The sequence below is a fragment of the Paenibacillus sp. J31R34 genome, from assembly GCF_059383715.1.
The window spans coordinates 553,751-572,506 of record NZ_JBXENU010000003.1 but is presented as its reverse complement, the minus strand read 5'-3'; the positions used below and the strand labels follow the sequence as shown (position 1 = coordinate 572,506).

The 18,756-nt window shown below is 51.7% G+C and carries 19 protein-coding genes; 5 read left to right on the top strand and 14 right to left on the bottom strand.

The genetic code is table 11. From position 1 onward, the window contains the following. Positions 1-55 precede the first annotated feature (55 nt). From smc to AC50YG_RS12000, 11 genes are all read right to left on the bottom strand, one after another. Positions 56-3,634, bottom strand: a complete 3,579-nt coding sequence (gene smc / locus AC50YG_RS12050) for a chromosome segregation protein SMC (protein WP_494827039.1) — start codon at positions 3,632-3,634, stop codon at positions 56-58. A gap of 258 nt (positions 3,635-3,892) precedes the next feature. Next, positions 3,893-4,594: a ribonuclease III gene (gene rnc / locus AC50YG_RS12045; RefSeq protein WP_473759366.1), complete on the bottom strand. Its 702-nt coding sequence runs from the start codon at positions 4,592-4,594 to the stop codon at positions 3,893-3,895. After that, positions 4,584-5,825: a beta-ketoacyl-ACP synthase II gene (gene fabF, locus AC50YG_RS12040; RefSeq protein WP_473759367.1), complete on the bottom strand. Its 1,242-nt coding sequence runs from the start codon at positions 5,823-5,825 to the stop codon at positions 4,584-4,586. Before fabF ends, rnc begins: the two co-directional genes overlap by 11 nt. A gap of 153 nt (positions 5,826-5,978) precedes the next feature. Next, positions 5,979-6,212, bottom strand: a complete 234-nt coding sequence (gene acpP / locus AC50YG_RS12035) for an acyl carrier protein (protein WP_046230681.1) — start codon at positions 6,210-6,212, stop codon at positions 5,979-5,981. A gap of 94 nt (positions 6,213-6,306) precedes the next feature. After that, positions 6,307-7,056, bottom strand: a complete 750-nt coding sequence (gene fabG, locus AC50YG_RS12030) for a 3-oxoacyl-[acyl-carrier-protein] reductase (protein ID WP_341282446.1) — start codon at positions 7,054-7,056, stop codon at positions 6,307-6,309. A gap of 13 nt (positions 7,057-7,069) precedes the next feature. Beyond that, positions 7,070-8,002, bottom strand: coding sequence for an ACP S-malonyltransferase (gene fabD / locus AC50YG_RS12025; protein WP_494827036.1), 933 nt, complete (start codon positions 8,000-8,002; stop codon positions 7,070-7,072). A gap of 15 nt (positions 8,003-8,017) precedes the next feature. Continuing rightward, entirely contained in the window at positions 8,018-9,004 is a 987-nt protein-coding gene (locus AC50YG_RS12020) for a beta-ketoacyl-ACP synthase III (RefSeq protein WP_473760214.1), read from the bottom strand. A gap of 10 nt (positions 9,005-9,014) precedes the next feature. After that, a complete protein-coding gene (plsX, locus tag AC50YG_RS12015; RefSeq protein WP_473759369.1) occupies positions 9,015-10,004 on the bottom strand; it encodes a phosphate acyltransferase PlsX in 990 nt (329 codons plus the stop codon). Next, entirely contained in the window at positions 9,988-10,584 is a 597-nt protein-coding gene (fapR, locus tag AC50YG_RS12010) for a transcription factor FapR (protein ID WP_338556715.1), read from the bottom strand. The genes plsX and fapR overlap by 17 nt, the downstream gene beginning before the upstream one ends. A gap of 305 nt (positions 10,585-10,889) precedes the next feature. Beyond that, complete coding sequence (gene rpmF, locus AC50YG_RS12005) at positions 10,890-11,063, bottom strand: 50S ribosomal protein L32 (protein WP_042160385.1); 174 nt, start codon at positions 11,061-11,063, stop codon at positions 10,890-10,892. Between the two features lie 38 nt (positions 11,064-11,101). Continuing rightward, positions 11,102-11,632, bottom strand: a complete 531-nt coding sequence (locus tag AC50YG_RS12000) for a YceD family protein (protein WP_473759370.1) — start codon at positions 11,630-11,632, stop codon at positions 11,102-11,104. Positions 11,633-11,912: 280 nt separating this feature from the next. On the opposite strand from AC50YG_RS12000, the gene AC50YG_RS11995 reads away from it, so the two are divergent. After that, entirely contained in the window at positions 11,913-13,157 is a 1,245-nt protein-coding gene (locus tag AC50YG_RS11995) for a nucleotidyltransferase (protein WP_494827033.1), read from the top strand. Between the two features lie 10 nt (positions 13,158-13,167). On the opposite strand, the gene AC50YG_RS11990 is transcribed toward AC50YG_RS11995, so the two are convergent. Next, positions 13,168-14,256 (bottom strand): YlbL family protein, encoded by a 1,089-nt coding sequence (locus AC50YG_RS11990; RefSeq protein WP_494827031.1) that lies wholly within the window; start codon positions 14,254-14,256, stop codon positions 13,168-13,170. Positions 14,257-14,534: 278 nt separating this feature from the next. Here AC50YG_RS11990 and AC50YG_RS11985 point away from each other — a divergent pair, with 278 nt between their 5' ends. Continuing rightward, a complete protein-coding gene (locus AC50YG_RS11985; RefSeq protein ID WP_494827029.1) occupies positions 14,535-15,761 on the top strand; it encodes a nucleoside recognition domain-containing protein in 1,227 nt (408 codons plus the stop codon). 48 nt (positions 15,762-15,809) lie between these two features. Here AC50YG_RS11985 and coaD read toward each other — a convergent pair whose 3' ends face one another. Further along, the gene (coaD, locus tag AC50YG_RS11980) at positions 15,810-16,310 is read right to left on the bottom strand and encodes a pantetheine-phosphate adenylyltransferase (RefSeq protein ID WP_494827028.1); all 501 of its coding nucleotides are present in this window, start codon (positions 16,308-16,310) and stop codon (positions 15,810-15,812) included. Beyond that, positions 16,297-16,890, bottom strand: a complete 594-nt coding sequence (rsmD, locus tag AC50YG_RS11975) for a 16S rRNA (guanine(966)-N(2))-methyltransferase RsmD (protein WP_494827026.1) — start codon at positions 16,888-16,890, stop codon at positions 16,297-16,299. The genes coaD and rsmD overlap by 14 nt, the downstream gene beginning before the upstream one ends. A 569-nt stretch (positions 16,891-17,459) precedes the next feature. Here rsmD and AC50YG_RS11970 point away from each other — a divergent pair. Genes AC50YG_RS11970 through AC50YG_RS11960 form a run of 3 tightly spaced genes read left to right on the top strand, consistent with a single transcriptional unit; the run spans position 17,460 to position 18,724 of the window. Next, positions 17,460-18,017, top strand: a complete 558-nt coding sequence (locus AC50YG_RS11970; protein ID WP_494827025.1) for a hypothetical protein — start codon at positions 17,460-17,462, stop codon at positions 18,015-18,017. A 24-nt stretch (positions 18,018-18,041) separates the two neighbouring features. Then, the gene (locus AC50YG_RS11965; RefSeq protein WP_494827024.1) at positions 18,042-18,515 is read left to right on the top strand and encodes a hypothetical protein; all 474 of its coding nucleotides are present in this window, start codon (positions 18,042-18,044) and stop codon (positions 18,513-18,515) included. Positions 18,516-18,559: 44 nt separating this feature from the next. Then, entirely contained in the window at positions 18,560-18,724 is a 165-nt protein-coding gene (locus AC50YG_RS11960; RefSeq protein WP_473759380.1) for a hypothetical protein, read from the top strand. Positions 18,725-18,756 lie beyond the last annotated feature (32 nt).

Here is an 18,756-nt window from a genome sequence, read left to right as displayed (position 1 = left end):
GCTCCTCCGTCTTCGTAACTATCATGTATTCTTTCCTCATTCTTAAAGCCGTAAGCTACGCGGTAGCCTGCTCCGCTTCCTCCTCCAGACGCACCGATACGAGCTTCGATACGCCGCCCTCCTCCATCGTTACGCCATACAGCACATCCGCTTCCTCCATCGTGCCTTTGCGGTGGGTAACGACGATAAACTGCGTCAGCTCGGAGAACTCACGCAAATATTGGGCAAACCTGGATACGTTAGCCTCATCAAGCGCTGCTTCTACCTCATCCAATACACAGAAAGGCACGGGCTTCACCTGCAAAATAGCAAACAATAGCGCAATTGCCGTAAGCGCACGCTCGCCGCCAGAGAGCAGCTGCAGGTTTTGCAGCTTCTTGCCAGGCGGCTGAGCAACAATGTCAATGCCTGTATCAAGCACACGATCCGGCTCAACCAGAACAAGATCTGCCCGGCCGCCGCCGAACAGCTTTGCAAATACGATGCTGAAGTGGCCTCTAATTGCTTCAAATGTCGTCTTGAACCGTTTCGACATTTCCTCGTCCATCTCGCGAATAACTTGATAAAGCGTCGTTTTCGCTTCCACCAGATCATCCTTCTGCTCCGATAAAAACTCATAACGCTCCTTGACGCGCTCATACTCGTCAATAGCGCCAAGATTCACATCGCCAAGCATCGTAATTTGACGTTTCAAATCACGAACCAGATTTTGTGTGCCAATGACATCCTCAGGCACAGGGTACTGCTCCCTCGCCAGCTCAATGCTCAGCTCGTATTCCTCGCTCAGCTTGCGCAGCAAATTGTCAAGCTCCACATCAAGGCGATTCGCGGCGATTTCATTTTGGCGCAGCTGCTCCTCGATTTGCCGGAGCTGCGTGCGCTGCTCCTTCGTCTCGCTCTCGCCATGTTCCAGCTCGCGGATTCTGTCCGCTCTCGCCGAGCGCTGCAAATCCGTCTGCTCCGAGCATTCCTGCTTCTTAAGCTTCAAATGATTTAGCTGCTCCACCTGCTGAACGCTTTCCTCCGCATGGCGAGTAATCTCCTCTTCCTGCTGTGCAAGCAGGGAACGGACATTGCCAAGCTCCTGCTTCGCCCTTACAATATCAGCTCGAACGCGGGCGGCTTGGTCTTCAAACGACTGTTTCTCTTGATCCGTCTTGGCTGAGCTGATTTTCAAATCCGTCAGCTGGCCTTGCAGCGCTTCCTTCGCCGTTTCGCTCGCTTTGCGGCGCTCCTCAGCAAGCTTAATCGCCTCCTGCAGCCTAGCCTCGTCTGCTACCAGCTTCTCAAGCTTTGCCTGCGCCTCCTCGGTTGTAGCCTGCATCGTTTGCTGCTCCGCCAGATGGCTGCTGCGATCAGCCGAATACAGCTGTTCCTGCTCATTAAGCTGCTTTTCCTCAGACAGCATCTGTTGAAGCTCGGCCCGCACCTGCTGCTCGTCAATACGCGATTGCTCCGAACGAGAACGCAGCTCCTCCATATTTTGCGATCGGATCGATTGCTCCTTGCGAAGATCGCTGAGCTTGTCGCGAAGCTGCTTCATCGTTACCTCGGCTGCCGTAATTTCCTGATCGAGTCCTTCAATTTGCCGCTGCCGTCCAAGCAAGCTTGCGCCTTTCTTCTGCAAGCTTCCGCCTGTCATCGAACCTCCGGCATTTACAACATCGCCCTCTAGCGTTACAACCCGGTAGCGATATTGGCATTTAGAGGCAATACGGTTCGCCTGCTCCAAATTTTCAGCAAGCAATACATTGCCGAGCAAATTTTGAATAATAGACTTATATTGCGGATCGCACGAGACAAGATCAGCAGCAACTCCTACAAAACCTTCTGCATTTTCTGCTAGTCGTTTGTCATGCTCCGGCACTTGCCTTGCGCGAATGACATCGAGAGGCAGGAAGGTAGCTCGGCCCAGCTGACGCTGCTTCAGAAATGCGATTGCCGCGCGCGCTGTCTTCTCATCCTCCATGACTACATGCTGAAGTGCCCCGCCAAGTGCCGTTTCAACCGCAACCTCTATCCGCTCTGGCACGCGCACTAGCTCGGCTACCGCGCCATGAACGCCGCTAATGCCGCCGGATGTGCGGCGCGATGCTTTGAGCACTTCCCGAACGCCATGCATAAAGCCGTCGAGTGCATCCTGCATTTCCTTCATCGTATCGCGACGGGAAATGCTGGCATCGATTTTTTGCTCCCATTTGCGAATCGCTGCAGCCGCTTCATCCACATACTGGCCAGTCTGCTTCGCTTTTTCAGCCTCATCTATGTATTTGTTGCGAGCACCATTGATATCTTTCAAAATCGATTCCAGCTGTGCTTCCAGCTGTGCGCGTCTAGCCCCACTTTTCCGCTTCTGTTCTTTCCACTTCAGCTCATCCTCGCCAAGGCGCTCCATGCGCCGGCCAACAGCTTCCTTCTGCTGCTGGGCATAACGAATTTCATTGCGCAGCTCCGCCATCGCGCTAAGCACATCAAGCAGCTCGCCCTTCAGCGTCTCCTCAGCATCAGGAGCAGCCCCGCCAACAACACCAATAAGACGGTCTTCCTCCTCAGTCAGCTTTGCTTTCAAATCGGCCAGCTGCAGCTCCAGACCAGCCGCACGGCTGCGGAATTCAGCTTCTTCCTGCATCAGCGTGCCAATGCGGGCATCCTGAGACGCGGCGGATTCCGCAAGCTGCGCCTTGTTATGCTCCAGATTGCGCTTGCGCTCCTTCAAAACCTCGCCGTAGCCTTCGCATTTCTCATAATCCTCGCTGTATTGCAGCATCGCTTCATGAAGACGGTCAAGCTTCTCCTCGATTGCGCGCAGCGCAAGGCGATCCTTCTCCAAATGCGCATCATGCTTGCTCACAACCGTTGACAGTTCCAGCTCGCTTTGCTTGAGCACCTCAAGCTTCGCATTCGCCTCCGACCAAGATTTATGGACCGAATCAATGTTATGAACGTACATGGAAATTTCTTTCGTACGCAGCTGCTCTCGCAGCGCTTTATAATGAATCGCTTTCTCCGATTGCTCCTTGAGCGGACCAACCTGATCCTCAAGCTCAGTAACCAAATCGTGAATACGAAGCAGGTTCTGCTCCGTCTCATCAAGCTTCTTCTGCGCTTCCCGCTTGCGCGATTTATATTTAACGATACCGGAAGCCTCTTCAAAAATACCACGGCGGTCCTCAGACCTTGTACTTAGTATTTCCTCAATTCGGCCTTGTCCGATAATCGAATAAGCTTCCTTGCCGATTCCCGTATCCATAAACAGCTCGGTAATATCCTTGAGCCGGCATGATTGCTTGTTAATCATATATTCACTGTCACCGCTGCGATGGACACGGCGGGTTACTGTCACTTCATTGTACTCCAGTGGCAGTGCTCCATCCGTATTGTCGAGCGTCAGCGACACTTCACCATAATTGACTGCTTTGCGCGCGTCGCTTCCGGCAAAAATAATATCTTCCATTTTGCCGCCGCGAAGACTTTTGGCGCTTTGCTCGCCCAGCACCCAGCGGATGCCGTCGGAAATATTGCTTTTGCCGCTGCCGTTGGGACCGACGACTGCCGTAATCCCCGTAACGAATTCCATCTCCGTCTTATCGGCAAACGATTTAAAACCTGCTAGTTCAATACGCTTAAGGAACATAAATTGTCTTTCACCTCACCCGCTATTGTACCACAAAATACAGACGCCGGATAACCTCACTTTATGGCCTTTGCCGCCATATACGAATTCAATCCTTGGAGCAGCATTGAAACGGTTGCTGCCGCTCTTTGGCGGCGTGGCGCGTTTCATTAAAGAGAAATAGAAACACAGAATAGAGAAAACGTTTGCTTCCTTATATAAAAAAGAGGCTACCGGGATTTGTAACAATCCCAATAGCCTCTTCTTTAAGCTTCCTCTTTACTGCTGAGCGGAAAGGGAGTGCCACGCTTCTTCCGCTGCGCGCTGCTCCGCTTCCTTCTTCGTCCGACCGCTGCCGCTGCCGCATCTGGCATCACCCAAAATCACTTCCACGACAAACTCGCGATCATGCGCCGGTCCGCGCTCCTCGGTAATCCGGTATTCTACCGTACCGAGCCCATGATGCTGGGCGCGCTCCTGCAGCTTGGATTTGAAATCCTTCACGAGCAGGCCGTAATCGTTCGATTCAATGAATGGAAACACATGCTCTTCGAGAAAAGCACGGGCCCGGTCCATACCTGCATCAAGAAAAATCGCACCGACAAACGCTTCAAACAAATCCGCCAGCAGTGCCGGCCTTTGTCTGCCGCCAAGCTGCTCTTCGCCCCGTCCCAGCAGGACGTAGGCGCCAAGAGCAAGCCGCTCTGCAAAAAGGGCAAGTGACGGTTCACATACGACCGAGGCGCGCATACGCGTAAGCTCGCCTTCCGGCCGGCGTGGATAGGAGCGAAACAGAAACTCCGAGACGAGCAGCTGCAATACCGCATCGCCCAAAAATTCCAAACGCTCATTATGCTCGATTGTGCCATGCTTATGCTCATTTACATACGACGTATGCGTGAAAGCTTGCTTCAGCAGCCTATGTTGTTTGAAGCGTAGCCCCAGACGCGACTGCAGCTCGCTTAAGGAATCATGCTTCATAAACTTTCATCACGATCGTCGCATTATGACCGCCAAAACCGAAGGAGTTGGACATTGCGATACGAACATCCGCTTTGCGCGGCTCATTCGGCACATAATCCAAATCACATTCCGGATCTTGGTTGTCTAAGTTAATCGTTGGTGCAATGATACCGTTTTGCAGCGTCAAGCCTAAAATAACCGCTTCCACTCCGCCGGCCGCGCCAAGCAGATGTCCCGTCATCGACTTTGTCGAGCTGACTGCCACTTTATAAGCGTGGTCGCCAAATGCTTTCTTAATCGCTTTCGTCTCTGAACGGTCGCCTACCGGCGTTGAAGTGCCGTGAGCATTAATATAATCAACTGCTTCAGGAGCAATTCCAGCATCTTTGAGCGCTTTCACCATACAGCGCGCTGCGCCGTCTGGATCTGGCTCTGTCATATGATGCGCGTCGCCGCTCATGCCATAGCCAATAATTTCAGCGTAAATCCGTGCTCCGCGTTTTTGAGCATGCTCGAGAGACTCCAATACGAGCACGCCTGCGCCCTCGCCCATAACGAAACCATCCCGGTCTATATCGAAAGGACGGCTTGCCTTACTCGGCTCATCATTGCGAACGGACATCGCGCGCATGGAGCAGAAGCCGGCCATGCCCGTCGGACGGATAGTCGCCTCAGCACCGCCGCACAGCATGACATCAGCGTCGCCGCGCATAATCATTTTATACGAATCACCAATGGAATGAGTACCTGTCGCACAAGCGGTAACCGCTGTGCTGTTCGGGCCCTTCGCACCTGTAAGCATCGATACTTGACCAGATGCCATATTCGCGATCATCATTGGAATAAAAAACGGGCTGACGCGCTTCGGGCCTTTCTCCAGCAAAATATTATGCTGATCTTCCCAAGTGCCTAGGCCGCCAATACCGGAACCAATCATAACGCCAACGCGTTCCTCATCAGCATTTTCACCGATTTTCAAATCCGCATCCTTAACCGCCAATTGGCTGGCTACAGCAGCGAACTGCACAAAGCGGTCCATACGGCGCGCTTCCTTCTTGTCCAATCCGAATTCCTCCGGACTAAAGTTTTTGATTTCTGCGGCAATGTACGTTGGGTATTCCGAAAAATCGAACGCTTCCACAACGGACACACCGGACTTGCCTGCAAGCAAATTGCCCCAAAATTCCTCCAGCTCATATCCGAGGGAAGTCATAACTCCCATACCTGTAACGACAACTCTTTGCTTCATTTCGATTCACCTCTATGAACTGCAATATAGATAACACGCTGCTGCGCTGTATCTTTTATATATAAATAGCTCTTACGCTCATTTATTCTTCTAAATAATCACATGCCCTAGATGGAGAGAAGTCCCGTTTGTGACAACGGGACCCAGGCTTCCTTAGTTAAGAGATTGTATGTACTTAACAACTTCTCCTACTGTTGTGATTTTCTCTGCATCTTCATCAGAGATCTCCATATCGAACTCGTCTTCAAGCTCCATGACCAATTCCACGACATCGAGCGAGTCAGCGCCGAGGTCATCTTTAAATGAAGCTTCAAGCGTTACTTCCGCTTCGTCTACACCTAGGCGGTCTACAACGATACGTTTTACGCGATCTATTACTTCGGACATCCGGTTCACCTCCTCTTTGGTATTATACGAGAATTAAAACTAAAATGCCATACGTAACCGTTTTAATTCCCGGCAAAGCCCTTGCGGCCCTATATTACATGTACATGCCGCCATCTACATGAACGGTTTGACCCGTCATATAGCCTGCTGCATCGGACGCCAGAAAACGTACTGCTGCTGCAATATCTTCCGAGCTGCCAAGGCGCGCAAGCGGAATTTGAGCAACAAGCGATTCCTTCATTTCTTCCGGAAGCTTGTCCGTCATTTCAGTCTGAATGAAGCCTGGCGCGACGCAATTGACCGTAATGCCACGCGAAGCGAGTTCCTTCGCGCTAGCTTTCGTTAGGCCAATAACGCCAGCCTTAGCAGCAACATAGTTAGCTTGTCCAGGATTGCCAAGCACCCCGACGACGGAAGAAATATTAATAATGCGGCCTGAACGCTGCTTCATCATTGAACGAGTAACTGCTTTGATGCCATTGAATACGCCCTTTAAGTTCGTCTCAATAACTTGGTCAAATTCCTCTTCCTTCATACGCATAATCAGGTTGTCTCTTGTAATTCCGGCATTATTCACCAAAATATCAATAGCACCGAACTGCTCCAGCACATCCTTGACCATAGCATCGAATTCAGCTGCCTTGCCTACATTAGCCTGCAGTACAATGGCACGGCGTCCAAGCGCCTCTACAGCTTGAGCTGTCTCTGCGGCTGCCGCCTCGCTGCCCGAATAGTTAATGGCAACATCTGCCCCGGCTTCTGCCAGCGCGATCGCAATCGCTCTGCCAATCCCACGGGAAGCGCCCGTTACAAGCGCCTTCTTGCCTTCCAAATTCGCGAACATGATAAAACCTCCCCTATTCGGCTGCTTGCAAAGCATCTAATGCTGCGATGCTGTTAAGCGAAATCACCTTGACGGATCTATCGATTTTTTTGATCAGGCCAGCAAGCACCGTGCCTGAACCGATTTCCACGAAAGTATCTACACCTTCAGCGATTAAATAACGAACGCTGTCTTCCCACAATACTGGCGAGTAAACTTGCTCGACCAGCAAGGCGCGAAGCGCCGACGCATCCGTAATTGCGCTGGCTGTAACGTTAGTTACAACCGGCACAGCTGCATCGCTCATGCTTACGCCTGCCAATACGCCGGCAAGCTTCTCAGCAGCAGGCTTCATAAGCGATGAATGGAAGGGGCCGCTAACCTCAAGCGGAATGACCCGCTTGAATCCGGCTTCCTTGCCGCGCTCGACAATGGCCCCAACGCCTGCTGCGGAACCGGAAACGACGATCTGCCCTGGGCAGTTCACGTTCGCAAGCTCAACAACATGGCCTTCTGCCGTCACCATGCGACATAGCTCGGCAAGCGCTTCACGCTCTGCGCCAAGCACGGCTGCCATAGCGCCATGTCCACCTGGAACCGCCTGCTCCATAAAGAGACCGCGGGAGCGCACCGTACGAACGGCATCCTCAAAGGATAATACGCCAGAAGCTACTAGCGCGCTATATTCCCCAAGGCTGTGGCCTGCTACATAGTCCGCCTTTAAGCCTCGGCCTTCTAGCGCTTGCAGCAACGCGACGCTTACGGTAAGCAGCGCAGGCTGTGTATTGGCCGTCTGCTTGAGCGCGACCTCCGGCCCTTCAAAAATAATATCGCTCAGCTTAAAGCCAAGCGCTTCATCCGCCTGTTCAAAAATCTGGCGCGAATCCGCGAATGCTTCATAAACATCCTTGCCCATCCCTACAGCCTGAGCACCTTGTCCTGGAAATACAAAAGCGGTTTTACCCATCCTGCAATCCCTCCGTTACCAAATCAATACAGAAGCTCCCCAAGTCAGTCCGCCGCCAAAGCCGACGAATACGAGAGCGTCTCCTTCTTTTACCCGGTTTTGTTCAACCGCCTCTGCCAGCGCCACCGGAATCGATGCTGCCGACATATTGCCATAGTTGTTCAAATTAATCATGCATTTCTCTTCTGGCAAATTCAAACGGTTAAGCGCCGATTGAATGATTCGGATATTCGCCTGATGCGGGATAAGCAGATCGATTTGATCCTTCGTCATATCCGCTTTGCGAAGCGCTTCCTCTGCTGCACTGCCCATAATGCGCACTGCAAACTTGAATACATCATTTCCAGCCATATGGATAAAATGCTGCCGCGATGCGACACTTTCCTCCGTAGCTGGCATGCGGGAACCGCCGCCGCTTACTTTCAGCAGCTCGCCGCCGCCGCCATCTGCACCGAGCTGGAAAGACTTAAAGCCTCTGCCTTCTGCTACCTCGCCAAGCACAACCGCTCCCGCACCGTCACCAAACAAAATGCATGTATTGCGGTCTGTGTAGTCCGTAATACGCGAAAGCGTCTCCGCGCCAACAACAAGCACATGCTTATACAAGCCGGAAGAAATCATGCTCGTTGCTGTTGCAAGGCCATAAATAAAGCCCGAGCAAGCTGCGGAAAGATCGAATGCTGCCGCCTGTTTGGCTCCTAGCTTCTCTTGAAGCAGACAGGAGGTCGATGGAAATGCCATGTCTGGCGTTATCGTCGCCACGATAATGAGATCGATATCCTCTACCGTAAGCCCTGCAGCTGCAATTGCAGCCTTGGAGGCTTCATAAGCGAGGTCCGACGTCGCTTCTTCGGGTGCAGCCATCCGGCGCTCGCTAATTCCTGTGCGGGTAACGATCCACTCATCATTCGTTTCAACCATTTGTTCAAGCTGCTGATTCGTTATAATACGTTCAGGCACATATTTGCCTGTACCAATAATGCCTACAGGATGCAAAATCACCACAACACACTCACTTCCCGCTTATTTCCGCTGCAATCGATTCGGTCAGCTTGCCTTGAATGGCAATTCGCGCCTGGCGAATCGCACTTTTGACAGCTACCTCGTCGGAGGAGCCATGGCATTTCATGACGAGTCCGTTCAAACCGAGCAGCGGTGCGCTACCATGTTCTTTATAGTCCATTTTGTTTTTGAGCTTGCGCAGCTTCGGCAGCATAATCGCTCCGGCCAGCTTGGTAAGCAGCGTTTCGCCAAAAGCGTTTTTGATGAAGCCAAACAGGGAGCCCGCCGTGCCTTCCATCGCTTTCAGCATAATATTTCCGGCAAAGCCGTCGCAAATAAGAACATCACAGCTGCGGCTTAGCACATCTCTCGCTTCAACATTCCCGATAAAATGAATCGGCGCATGTTCAAGCAGATCGTACGCCGCCTTAGTCAGTTCATTGCCTTTGCGAGCTTCCGTTCCAACGTTGAGCAGCCCGACACGCGGCTTTTCCATTCCATGCACTTTGGAGCGATAAATGCTCCCCATAATTGCGTATTGCAATAAATGCTCTGGCTTTGCATCCATATTGGCACCTAGATCGAGCGCCAGCATGCCGACATCGTCCATCGTCGGAAGCATAGGCGCGAGCGCCGGGCGCTCAATGCCATCCAGACGGCCGACAACGAGCAGTCCTGTCGTCATCAATGCTCCGGTATTCCCGGCAGACAGCATTGCGTCTGCGCGTTTTTCACGGACGAGTTGGCCCGCAACGACCATGGAGGCTCCTTTTTTACGCCTTACAGCCTTTACCGGCTCATCATCTGGACCGATGACCTCATCGGCATGACACAGACTGATATTGGCTGGCTTATTGCCGCCCATCAGCTGCTCGATGATGGCAGTATCTCCTACCAGTACGAGCTCCGTATCCGGCCACTCATGCGCGGCTTCAAGCACGCCCTTCACAATGAGGCCAGGCGCATTATCTCCGCCCATAGCATCAATGGCTATCCGCATGTTCGTCCCCTCCTTCATTCTCCGCCTCCCCCGCGGATCGGAAAATCACAAAATTCCCTTGAAAAACCATTTCTTCACCAACATACGTGAAAATTTCGACCTTCGCTTTGGAGCGTTCGCCGGAAATCGACCTCACATAGGCTTTCGCTATGCATTTTTCATCTAATTTTACCGGGCGAATAAATCGAATGTCCGCCGTTACCGTTAAAGCGATGGGATTGTCGATAATGGCGACGGCCAGCGAATTGGCTTGGGCAAAAACGTGATGGCCCCGGGCAATGCCGGTTCGCGAGAAAACGTGCTCCTCACGTATTTCAAAGATTGAAATTCCGCTTTTATTCAGCTGAAGATCAACAATATCACCTATAACTTCATGAAGCGGCAATGACCGTACCGTATCGTACGAACGCTCCGCCATCAGCTTCAGCCGCTCGCGCAGTTCGGGAATACCAAGTTCCATCCGATCCAGGCGGATCGTTTGGATGCTTACCTTCAAATGCCTTGTAAGCTCCCGGTCTGTCATGAACGGATTTTCCTCCATTAGTTTGGCAAGCAGCTGATGCCGCTGCCGTTTGGGCATTCGTTCGATCGTCGGCACCACCTTGGACTGGCGTGTAAGCAGGCGCAAAAATGCTTTTTGACCAATCATATATTTTATAAAAACGTCGGCCCAACAGACCAACGTCTGCTATTATCACCTGGTACTAAACTTCTCTATAAAAAAAGCCTCTGTAAGCAGCGAGTCAAGCCTAGACGGTTACTTCCGCCTGGTTAAAGGCGGCTTCGTCCCGCAAAGAAACGGAAAGCGCTGCTATAAGGAGCTAAACGTGTGCAAAAAAACAGCACCTCACCAAGCGATGAAGTGCCATTGTGAGATCCCGGAAATTATTGAGCAATAATTTCTTTCGTTTTGTAGTATCCGCACACTTTGCATACGTGATGAGCCAATTTCAGCTCTCCGCATTGCTCGCATTTTACCATACCTGGTACAGCCAACTTAAAGTGAGTGCGACGTTTGTCGCGGCGAGTTTTGGACGTTCTTCTTTGAGGTACTGCCATGTTTAACACCTCCTTCACAATATTCGCGAAGCGATACACTATTGATCCTTGAACAAATCCTGTAGCGCTGCAAAACGATGGTCAAGCTTCTCGTTGTTGCAACCGCATGTCTGTTCATTTAAGTTTTGTCCGCATGTGTGACAAAGTCCTTTACAATCACTCTTGCAAAGCGGGGCAAACGGCATAAACAGTTGAAGCGCCTCTTCCACATAAGGCTGCAAATTCAATCTTTCACCGGATACCGCAATGAAGTCGCTGTCGTCGTCGTCCTCTTCCTGCTCATCCTCGTCTTTGCCACGTTTCGGCGCAGGCTCGAACTGCTCGGAGAAAGGAATGACTGTATGCTCCTGAACGGCTTCCAAGCATCTGGAGCAAGCAAGCTCCCAATCGATAGTCATTTCACCATCAACCAAGATGGATCCTGCATTTCCTTCTACCTTAAGCGCGACATGGAGCGGACCTGTGTTAATCACATCAGCCCGTCCTTCAAATAGAGGAGCAACATCAATGGATTCATTGATTGTATGCTTTAACCTCTTGGACATCGTTTCTTCTACATGAAACTGCATATTATCACCTCAAACAAACAAAATTTATTATAGCTATTTTATAAGGGTTTTGTCAACATTTTCACAGAGGATTAGCTTTTTTCGCTTTCAACGGTTGAAAATGATGACTCCGATTTTATCTTAATCATAGCTATGTTATTCTTGAAATATAAGCAATGATAAGTTTTATACTTATAGTAGGCTTATATTCCACCAGCGAAACGGCAGCTTTGCCGCCAAGGATAGCTTAAGCCGTTTACGCTTGTAATGCAACCATTTTACAATTGAGGAGCAGGGTTATATGCGTACGGTAGGATTAATTGTTGAATATAATCCATTTCACAATGGCCATCGCTATCATTTGGAGCAGTCGCTGCTGGCAAGCGGCTCTGATGCCGTTGTCGCTGTAATGAGCGGGCATTTCCTCCAGCGCGGCGAACCTGCCGTAATGGACAAATGGAGCCGTACGGAAGCCGCGCTGCGCGGGGGCTGCGATCTCGTCATTGAACTGCCAGTAGCCTACGCAACACAGGCAGCGGAATGGTTCTCCTACGGCGCCGTTGCGCTGCTGGAGGCAACGGGCGTCGTCGATGGCTTCTGCTTCGGTACGGAAAGCGGCGATTTGGCTCCGCTTATGGATGCCGCCTCCGTCATCGCGCAGGAGCCGCCCGCTTTCGCCTCGCAGCTAAAAGAGCTGCTGGCTACGGGGATCAGCTACCCGAGCGCCTACAGCAGCGCGGTAGCCGCTTATTTGGGCAGCATAGGAAAGCCAGAGGCTGCTGCGTTTCCTTTTGCCATGCCCAATCATACGCTGGGGCTGCACTATTTGATTGCCCTTGCGCGTCTAGGCGGGCGTATGGAGCCTTTTACCATTCGCCGCGAGAAGGCTGCTTATAATCAGGAGGACGTTACGGACAGTGCCATTGCCAGCGCTACCGCCATTCGCAAACAGCTGTTGCTGGAAAGGCAGCTTGCAGGCATTAAGCCTTTCGTGCCGGACACAACCTATGACGTATTGGCGCGCGAATGGGATGCAGGGCGAAGTCCCGTAAGCTGGGACAGCTTCGCTTCTCCTCTCCTGCACGCCATCGTCACCCGTTCAGCGCAGCAGCTGGCCGAACTGCATGAAATAACCGAGGGGCTAGAGCATCGCATTCGCAAAACGCTGCCACGGCTGAAGCAGCTTCAGGTGGAGCACCTGCTTACAGAGCTCAAAACGAAACGTTATACCCGAACGAAGCTTCAGCGGTCTCTGCTCTCTATTTTGCTTGGACATGCCAAGTCGGATTTCACACCGGACAAGCTGCGCAGCGGACTGCAATATATTCGCGTGCTTGGCTTTAGCGAGAAAGGCAAAGGACTGCTGCGAAAAATGCGCACAACCGCGACGCTGCCTGTCCTGTTAAGCGCGTCGACTGCTGATCAGCCCTACCGTTATTTAGAGCTTGATACGCAAGCTACTGCTGCCTATATGCTCGCTCATGCTGGAGGCCAGCAGCCGGGCGCCTTATTTCGCGACTATTATGCCAAGCCGATCATGCTCTAATCCAAACGGCTTATTTTTCGCTGACATACTGCTCGATCACTTGCTTAGCCTCGCTGAGACTATCCACGCTGACGACCTTCATGCTCGCCTTGATGTCCTTCGCCTTGTCCGCAGCCTCCTTGTAATTGGCGGACGGGGCGAGAAACAGCTCTGCCCCCTCGCGGCTTGCCGCAATGACCTTGAACGCAATGCCGCCAATTTCCCCAACCGTCCCATCGGCTGCGATTGTACCTGTTCCAGCAATAATCGCTCCGCCCGTCAAATCCTGCTTGTCGAGCAGCAAATCAAGCGACTGCAGAGCAAACATCAGCCCCGCGGAAGGGCCGCCAATGGCTCCTGCATCGATTTGCAGCTTAAAGCGGCTATCGTCCGGCTCCAGGCTGTGAAGCTCAGCAAGCTGAACACCGCCAAGCGCCACAGGAAGCTTATCAGGCGTTAGAGGAGCCTCATAGGCGCCCAGCGTAATCGCAACGTCTTGCTCTGCTCCTGCCCGCTTTACGGTAAATACGGCCTCATCGCCTGGCTTATGGGCACCAAGCTCGCTGACGATTTGCTCGGCATCCGCAAATGGCTTGCCGCCTTTTAACGAAACGAGAACATCTCCGGGCTCCCAACCGCTGCCATCACTGCCCTGCAACACATCCGACACCGCAATGCTGTCGACCACTGATTGATAGGAAAGATGGGCGAAGCGGTATGCAGCTTCAATGGCTTGATTTTGCGAGCCTTGCATGACGACGGTCATTCGCTCCGCGTATTCCTGCTCCGTATAGCCGCGCAAAATCGATGAGCGGCTGTAAGTCGCTATATCCTTATCCCATGCAGATGACAAGGTTTCCCACCAATTCGCATCCGATAGCCTGACAGCTGTCATCAGAAAAACACCTTCTTCTGGCTTCGAAGCAGGCGATGGGCTTGCTGAGGGCTTCACCGCTACATCATCATCCGCTCCCTCGCCCAAACGAACCATTGGCTTCGTCGGAGCAGCAAGCCCAGGCTCGTACATGACATAGGGTGTTGGTGCGTACAACAGCATATACATAAATAAAGCGGTCGCCATCATAATAAAGCCTAACTGCCTTACTCCTGACGATTTCAAGGACAAATCGCTCCCCTTTCGTTGCTCATAAACCTTCTTCATCCCTTGTTCTAACGGGCAAAGGGGCTGCATACATATCGTACAAGCCGCTATACTAGCTGCCATTTGCCATTTCCCGGCGCTCTCAAGCAGCCTTTGTATTGCAAAGTTCTAATTGACGGGCATGCAGGCGCTGCAAATAGCCCGTATTTCCATACGCGCAGCTGAAAATTTGTGTTTTTGCACTTATCGAAATCCTGCAATTCCCTACGATGACCTGAAATGGAGTTGATCGTCCAGTGGCTAAAACCTTGCTCGCAGCGCTAGCGTCCATTCTGCTGGTCGGAGCTGTTATCTACCAGTCAGAAGCAGCCTTTCAAGCTTCCCTTCAAGGATTGACCCTATGGTGGAATATTGTATTTCCTGGGCTGCTGCCTTTTCTCGTCCTATTCGAGCTCATTACCGCCTTTGGCCTCGTACATGGAATCGGCGTGCTGCTCCAGCCGCTCATGCGCCGCTTATTCCGGCTTCCCGGAGAGGCAGCGCTCCCCCTGCTATTCGGCTGGCTATCCGGCTTTCCCGCCGGTGCCGAAACGACAGCCGTGCTTCGCAGGCATGGGCAGGTTACGCTCCAAGAAGGCCAGCGGCTGCTCGCCTTTTCACATATGCCGAATCCCATCTTCATGCTTGTCGTTCTCGGCGCAGGCTTTATGCATCAGCCGGAGCTGGGGCTGTTGATCGCAGCAGCCGTCTGGCTGGCTGCGCTTTGGACAGCCTGGCTGCTGCTGCTGACCAGCAGGTCCGAGGCTTTGCCGGCCCGCGCCGCCCAGGTGCAGGAAGGCCGCTTAATTGAGCGGGCGGCCAAGGCCATCACCGCCGCGCGGGAAAGCGACGGCCGCGGCTTCGGGCGGGCGCTCGGCGAAGCCGTATCCGGCGGCGTGCAGAAGCTGATGCTGATTGGCGGCCTGATTATTTTCACCGCTGTCATCGCCCGGCTTATGCAGCCGCTTTGGCTTTTTATCAGCTCAGGAAGCTGGTGGGAAGCGCTCTTCCTGCCCGCGCTGCTGGAAAGCCATATCGGCACCTACACAGCTGCCGTGCTGGAAGCACCGAGCCTCGCACCTGTGCTGAGCGCCGCTATCACCGCCGCGATACTCGCTTGGAGCGGCATCAGCGGCCTGCTGCAGGCAGGCTATTCTACAAGCGGGACAGACCTTAAGCTCCTCCCGCTCGCTGGCGCCAAGCTGCTGCATGCCGCCCATGCCGCTTGGTTCGTGGTGCTATTGTGGAAGCCGGCGCAGCTGCTGCTCGCCAGCGCCCTTTTTGATTTTTGGCGGCTAGCCGCTAGTGCGCTGCCAGCCGTTTCATCAAACGGGGCGTGGATGAACAGCCCGGTTCCGGGCTATTTTCACACGCAGCATTTCCCTAATCTGTGGCCCTACACTTTGGCTGCATCAGCGCTGCTCATGCTTCTGCTCGCAGCGCTGTATATGCTGGCACGAAGAGAGGCTGACATACCCAAATAATGCTCAGTTTCAGCTACAGAAATAGCTTTGCTGAGCAATTAACATCTACTACTTCGACTTGTACTTCTCAGTCAGGCGCTTCTCCACCGCGGGCGGAACGAGCTCAGACACCGCACCTTGAAACTGCGCGATCTCTTTCACAATACTGGAGCTGAGATAAGAATACTTCGGATCGGTCATCATAAAAATCGTATCAATGTCCTCGTCAAGCAGCCGGTTCGTCGATGCTAGCGTAAGCTCATACTCAAAATCGGTTACCGAGCGAATGCCCCGTACAATCACGTTGGCGTTGCGGGACTTCATGAAACGCACGAGCAAATCGCGGAAGCTTTCAACCGAAACATTCGTCAAATCCGATGTCAGCTCGGTGATCATTTCCTTGCGCTCCTCCAGGCTGAAAAGCGGGTTCTTGCTTGTATTATTCAGCACCGCTACTATTAAATGGTCGAACTGCTTCGCCGAACGGCGGATAATATCCAAATGCCCAAAAGTGACAGGGTCAAAGCTTCCAGGGTATACGGCTACGCGAATCTGGTCATTTGTCTGCATCGTTAAGTCCTCCATTTTGAGCTTCATTCGGCTCGTAGCGATAAATAGTTACCGCCGTGTCGCCATATTTGTTTTTTTTCAGTTGAAAAAAGCCGCTCCACTGCTCCTCATAGGTATGGGCTGCGTCATGTTCAACGACAATAGTTGCCCCATCTTCAAGCATGCCGTGGTCAGCCATGTAAGTCATGAGCTTGTCCGCCGTTATGATTCGGTATGGCGGGTCCAGAAAAACAAGCGAGAAAGCGATTCCACGCTTTTCCAACAACTTTAATGCCCGCTCCGCATCGTTGCGGTAAATTTCTGCTTCCTGCCCCATGCCGGCCGCCTGCGTATTGTGGCGAATGATGTCGATGCTATTTTTCTCCTGATCGATAAAAATCGTCCGCTCGGCCCCTCTGCTCCAAGCCTCTATGCCAAGCCCTCCGGTTCCAGCAAACAAGTCCAGCGCAACGCCCCCGTCAAAAAAGGGCCCAATCATGCTGAAAATCGCTTCCTTCACCTTATCGGTCGTAGGTCTTGTATTGTTGCCAGGCACCGCCTTCAGCGGTCGTCCCTTGGCTGCGCCCGCAATGACTCTCACTGCCAAATGCCCCCTTTATTCGCTATCCTCGCCTATCGTACCATAATTGCCATGGGATATTAAAGAGGTTAAAGCTTTTGTTAAAAATGCTCGGCTATCCCCAATTTACAGCTTCTAAAGGAATAAAAAGCCACAGCCCACAATTGTTGTTGACACCAAGTGGCTCGGGACACAGCCTGCATATTTTGGAGGACTGAGGTTCCGCTATTCTGGCTTTTGATCCGATTTTATGCCGTAAGCGGACAGCAAATCCGTTATGACCCTCATTAACCTGTCAAAATAGCGGCTGCTGTGTCCGCCAACTATCTTTGTGCAGGGAGTAAAACCTGAAAGCGAAGAGTATAGAGCGAACTTTCGGTATGTAGGTTCACGTTCGTCGTGGGCGATATTCCCGGCAGGTGAGGCAATATGTTTGGTACTAAAACCGATCTAGATCAGGCTTACATACACGAACTAGCTAAGTGGATTGATAAAAACTACTATACTCTCTGCTTTCTCTTCCACATATCGCCAAAACATCACTTTTGTAGTATATTGGTGTCGAAACAACGATAAAGGGAGCGGACACATTGCAAACGAGAAAAACATTTTACAAAAAGATAAGTTATGGCCTAATAACGGCGGTCGCTATTGGCGTTCTGAGCGGATGCTCATCGGAAGAAGCGGCTACTGCATCACCAAGCCCTTCATCAACGCTTGAAGCTTCGGCATCTCCTTCACCGGAAACCGAGGCAACTGCCGCACCGACCGCCGAGCCTGAAAAGGACTTGAACGTAAGCGAGCAGCTTACGCTTGGTTATATTAACTCCTACTATAATGAAACCGATGTAGAAGCCAGAAAGAAATTTGCCCAGGAGCATATGCATCCTGATGTTCAAAGCATATTTGTATTTGCCGCATCTGCGGTTATTGATGAGAAGGATCATTTTTTGAATCCGAAAGTTGTGGAGACAGTCGACTATGAAAAAGACGGAACGAAGGGTACCCTGACTTTGGTAAAAGGGGACGGGGATAAGGAATTTATCGGCCTTATAATAGAAGATAAATTCAGCTTTGGATTCATTTCAACCGCAGCTAGCGATGATATGAAAGCCGCTTTTGAAGGGGTTCGCGAGCAATTCAAGTAAATTTTAGTATAGGAGTCGTTACAATTGAAACGAAGAAAGCTGTTATTCAATCAGACCCGCTTTATCATTGTCGCTCTCTTGGCAGGTAGTATGGTTGGGATCATTTATACAGGGAATAAAGATCAGCAAATAGCGGATGAGGTGCCAGCTCCCCCTTCAATAACAACGAGTGCGGAGCAACTGACATCCTTTTCCCCTTCTCCAGAAGTGCAGCTGCCTGTTTACGAAATAAAGGATGAACATATGGATGACACTGGTATTTGGCATGTTACGCTCAGTACGCTGACTGCCAATCAACAAGAGCTTAAAAAGCTTGTGCAGCATGCCTGCTCAATCGCACTTACTAAATCGCAGATCGTCAATTCGGTGTTTGTAGATGTCGTCCAGAACGATACTTCGCACTATACGCTCGCTACCGGTAAAATGGCATTAACGAGTACAGGCGAAGCCCAAACCGGTTCGAAAAAGCTGGAAGTCACCTTTCAGCTAAACAGTTAAATAAATGAGGCTGCACACATGAATAAACGATAGGAGCATGAACAATGAAGAGCCAGCCGTTTTATAAAAAATGGTTGTTTTGGGTAATCACCGTCATCCTGCTTGCCGGTCTTGTAAACGGCCAGCTGCGCGATGAGGATGCCGCAGGCAGCGCCTCGGTGAAAAGCAATGAAAGCCAGCTCGATAAGGCATCGTCCAAGTCGGAATAGCTGTAAAAAGTATAAAAAGAACTTAGGGGGCA

Excerpts from the sequence above, each read along its gene's own strand:
- AC50YG_RS11995 (WP_494827033.1), top strand. The coding sequence starts at position 11,913 with ATGCGTACGGTAGGATTAATTGTTGAATATAATCCATTTCACAATGGC.
- fabG (WP_341282446.1), bottom strand. The coding sequence starts at position 7,056 with ATGTTCGCGAATTTGGAAGGCAAGAAGGCGCTTGTAACGGGCGCTTCC.
- rpmF (WP_042160385.1), bottom strand. The coding sequence starts at position 11,063 with ATGGCAGTACCTCAAAGAAGAACGTCCAAAACTCGCCGCGACAAACGT.
- AC50YG_RS12000 (WP_473759370.1), bottom strand. The coding sequence starts at position 11,632 with ATGCAGTTTCATGTAGAAGAAACGATGTCCAAGAGGTTAAAGCATACA.
- fapR (WP_338556715.1), bottom strand. The coding sequence starts at position 10,584 with ATGCCCAAACGGCAGCGGCATCAGCTGCTTGCCAAACTAATGGAGGAA.
- fabF (WP_473759367.1), bottom strand. The coding sequence starts at position 5,825 with ATGAAGCAAAGAGTTGTCGTTACAGGTATGGGAGTTATGACTTCCCTC.
- acpP (WP_046230681.1), bottom strand. The coding sequence starts at position 6,212 with ATGTCCGAAGTAATAGATCGCGTAAAACGTATCGTTGTAGACCGCCTA.
- fabD (WP_494827036.1), bottom strand. The coding sequence starts at position 8,002 with ATGGGTAAAACCGCTTTTGTATTTCCAGGACAAGGTGCTCAGGCTGTA.
- rnc (WP_473759366.1), bottom strand. The coding sequence starts at position 4,594 with ATGAAGCATGATTCCTTAAGCGAGCTGCAGTCGCGTCTGGGGCTACGC.
- plsX (WP_473759369.1), bottom strand. The coding sequence starts at position 10,004 with ATGCGGATAGCCATTGATGCTATGGGCGGAGATAATGCGCCTGGCCTC.
- coaD (WP_494827028.1), bottom strand. The coding sequence starts at position 16,310 with ATGCAGACAAATGACCAGATTCGCGTAGCCGTATACCCTGGAAGCTTT.
- smc (WP_494827039.1), bottom strand. The coding sequence starts at position 3,634 with ATGTTCCTTAAGCGTATTGAACTAGCAGGTTTTAAATCGTTTGCCGAT.
- AC50YG_RS11960 (WP_473759380.1), top strand. The coding sequence starts at position 18,560 with ATGAAGAGCCAGCCGTTTTATAAAAAATGGTTGTTTTGGGTAATCACC.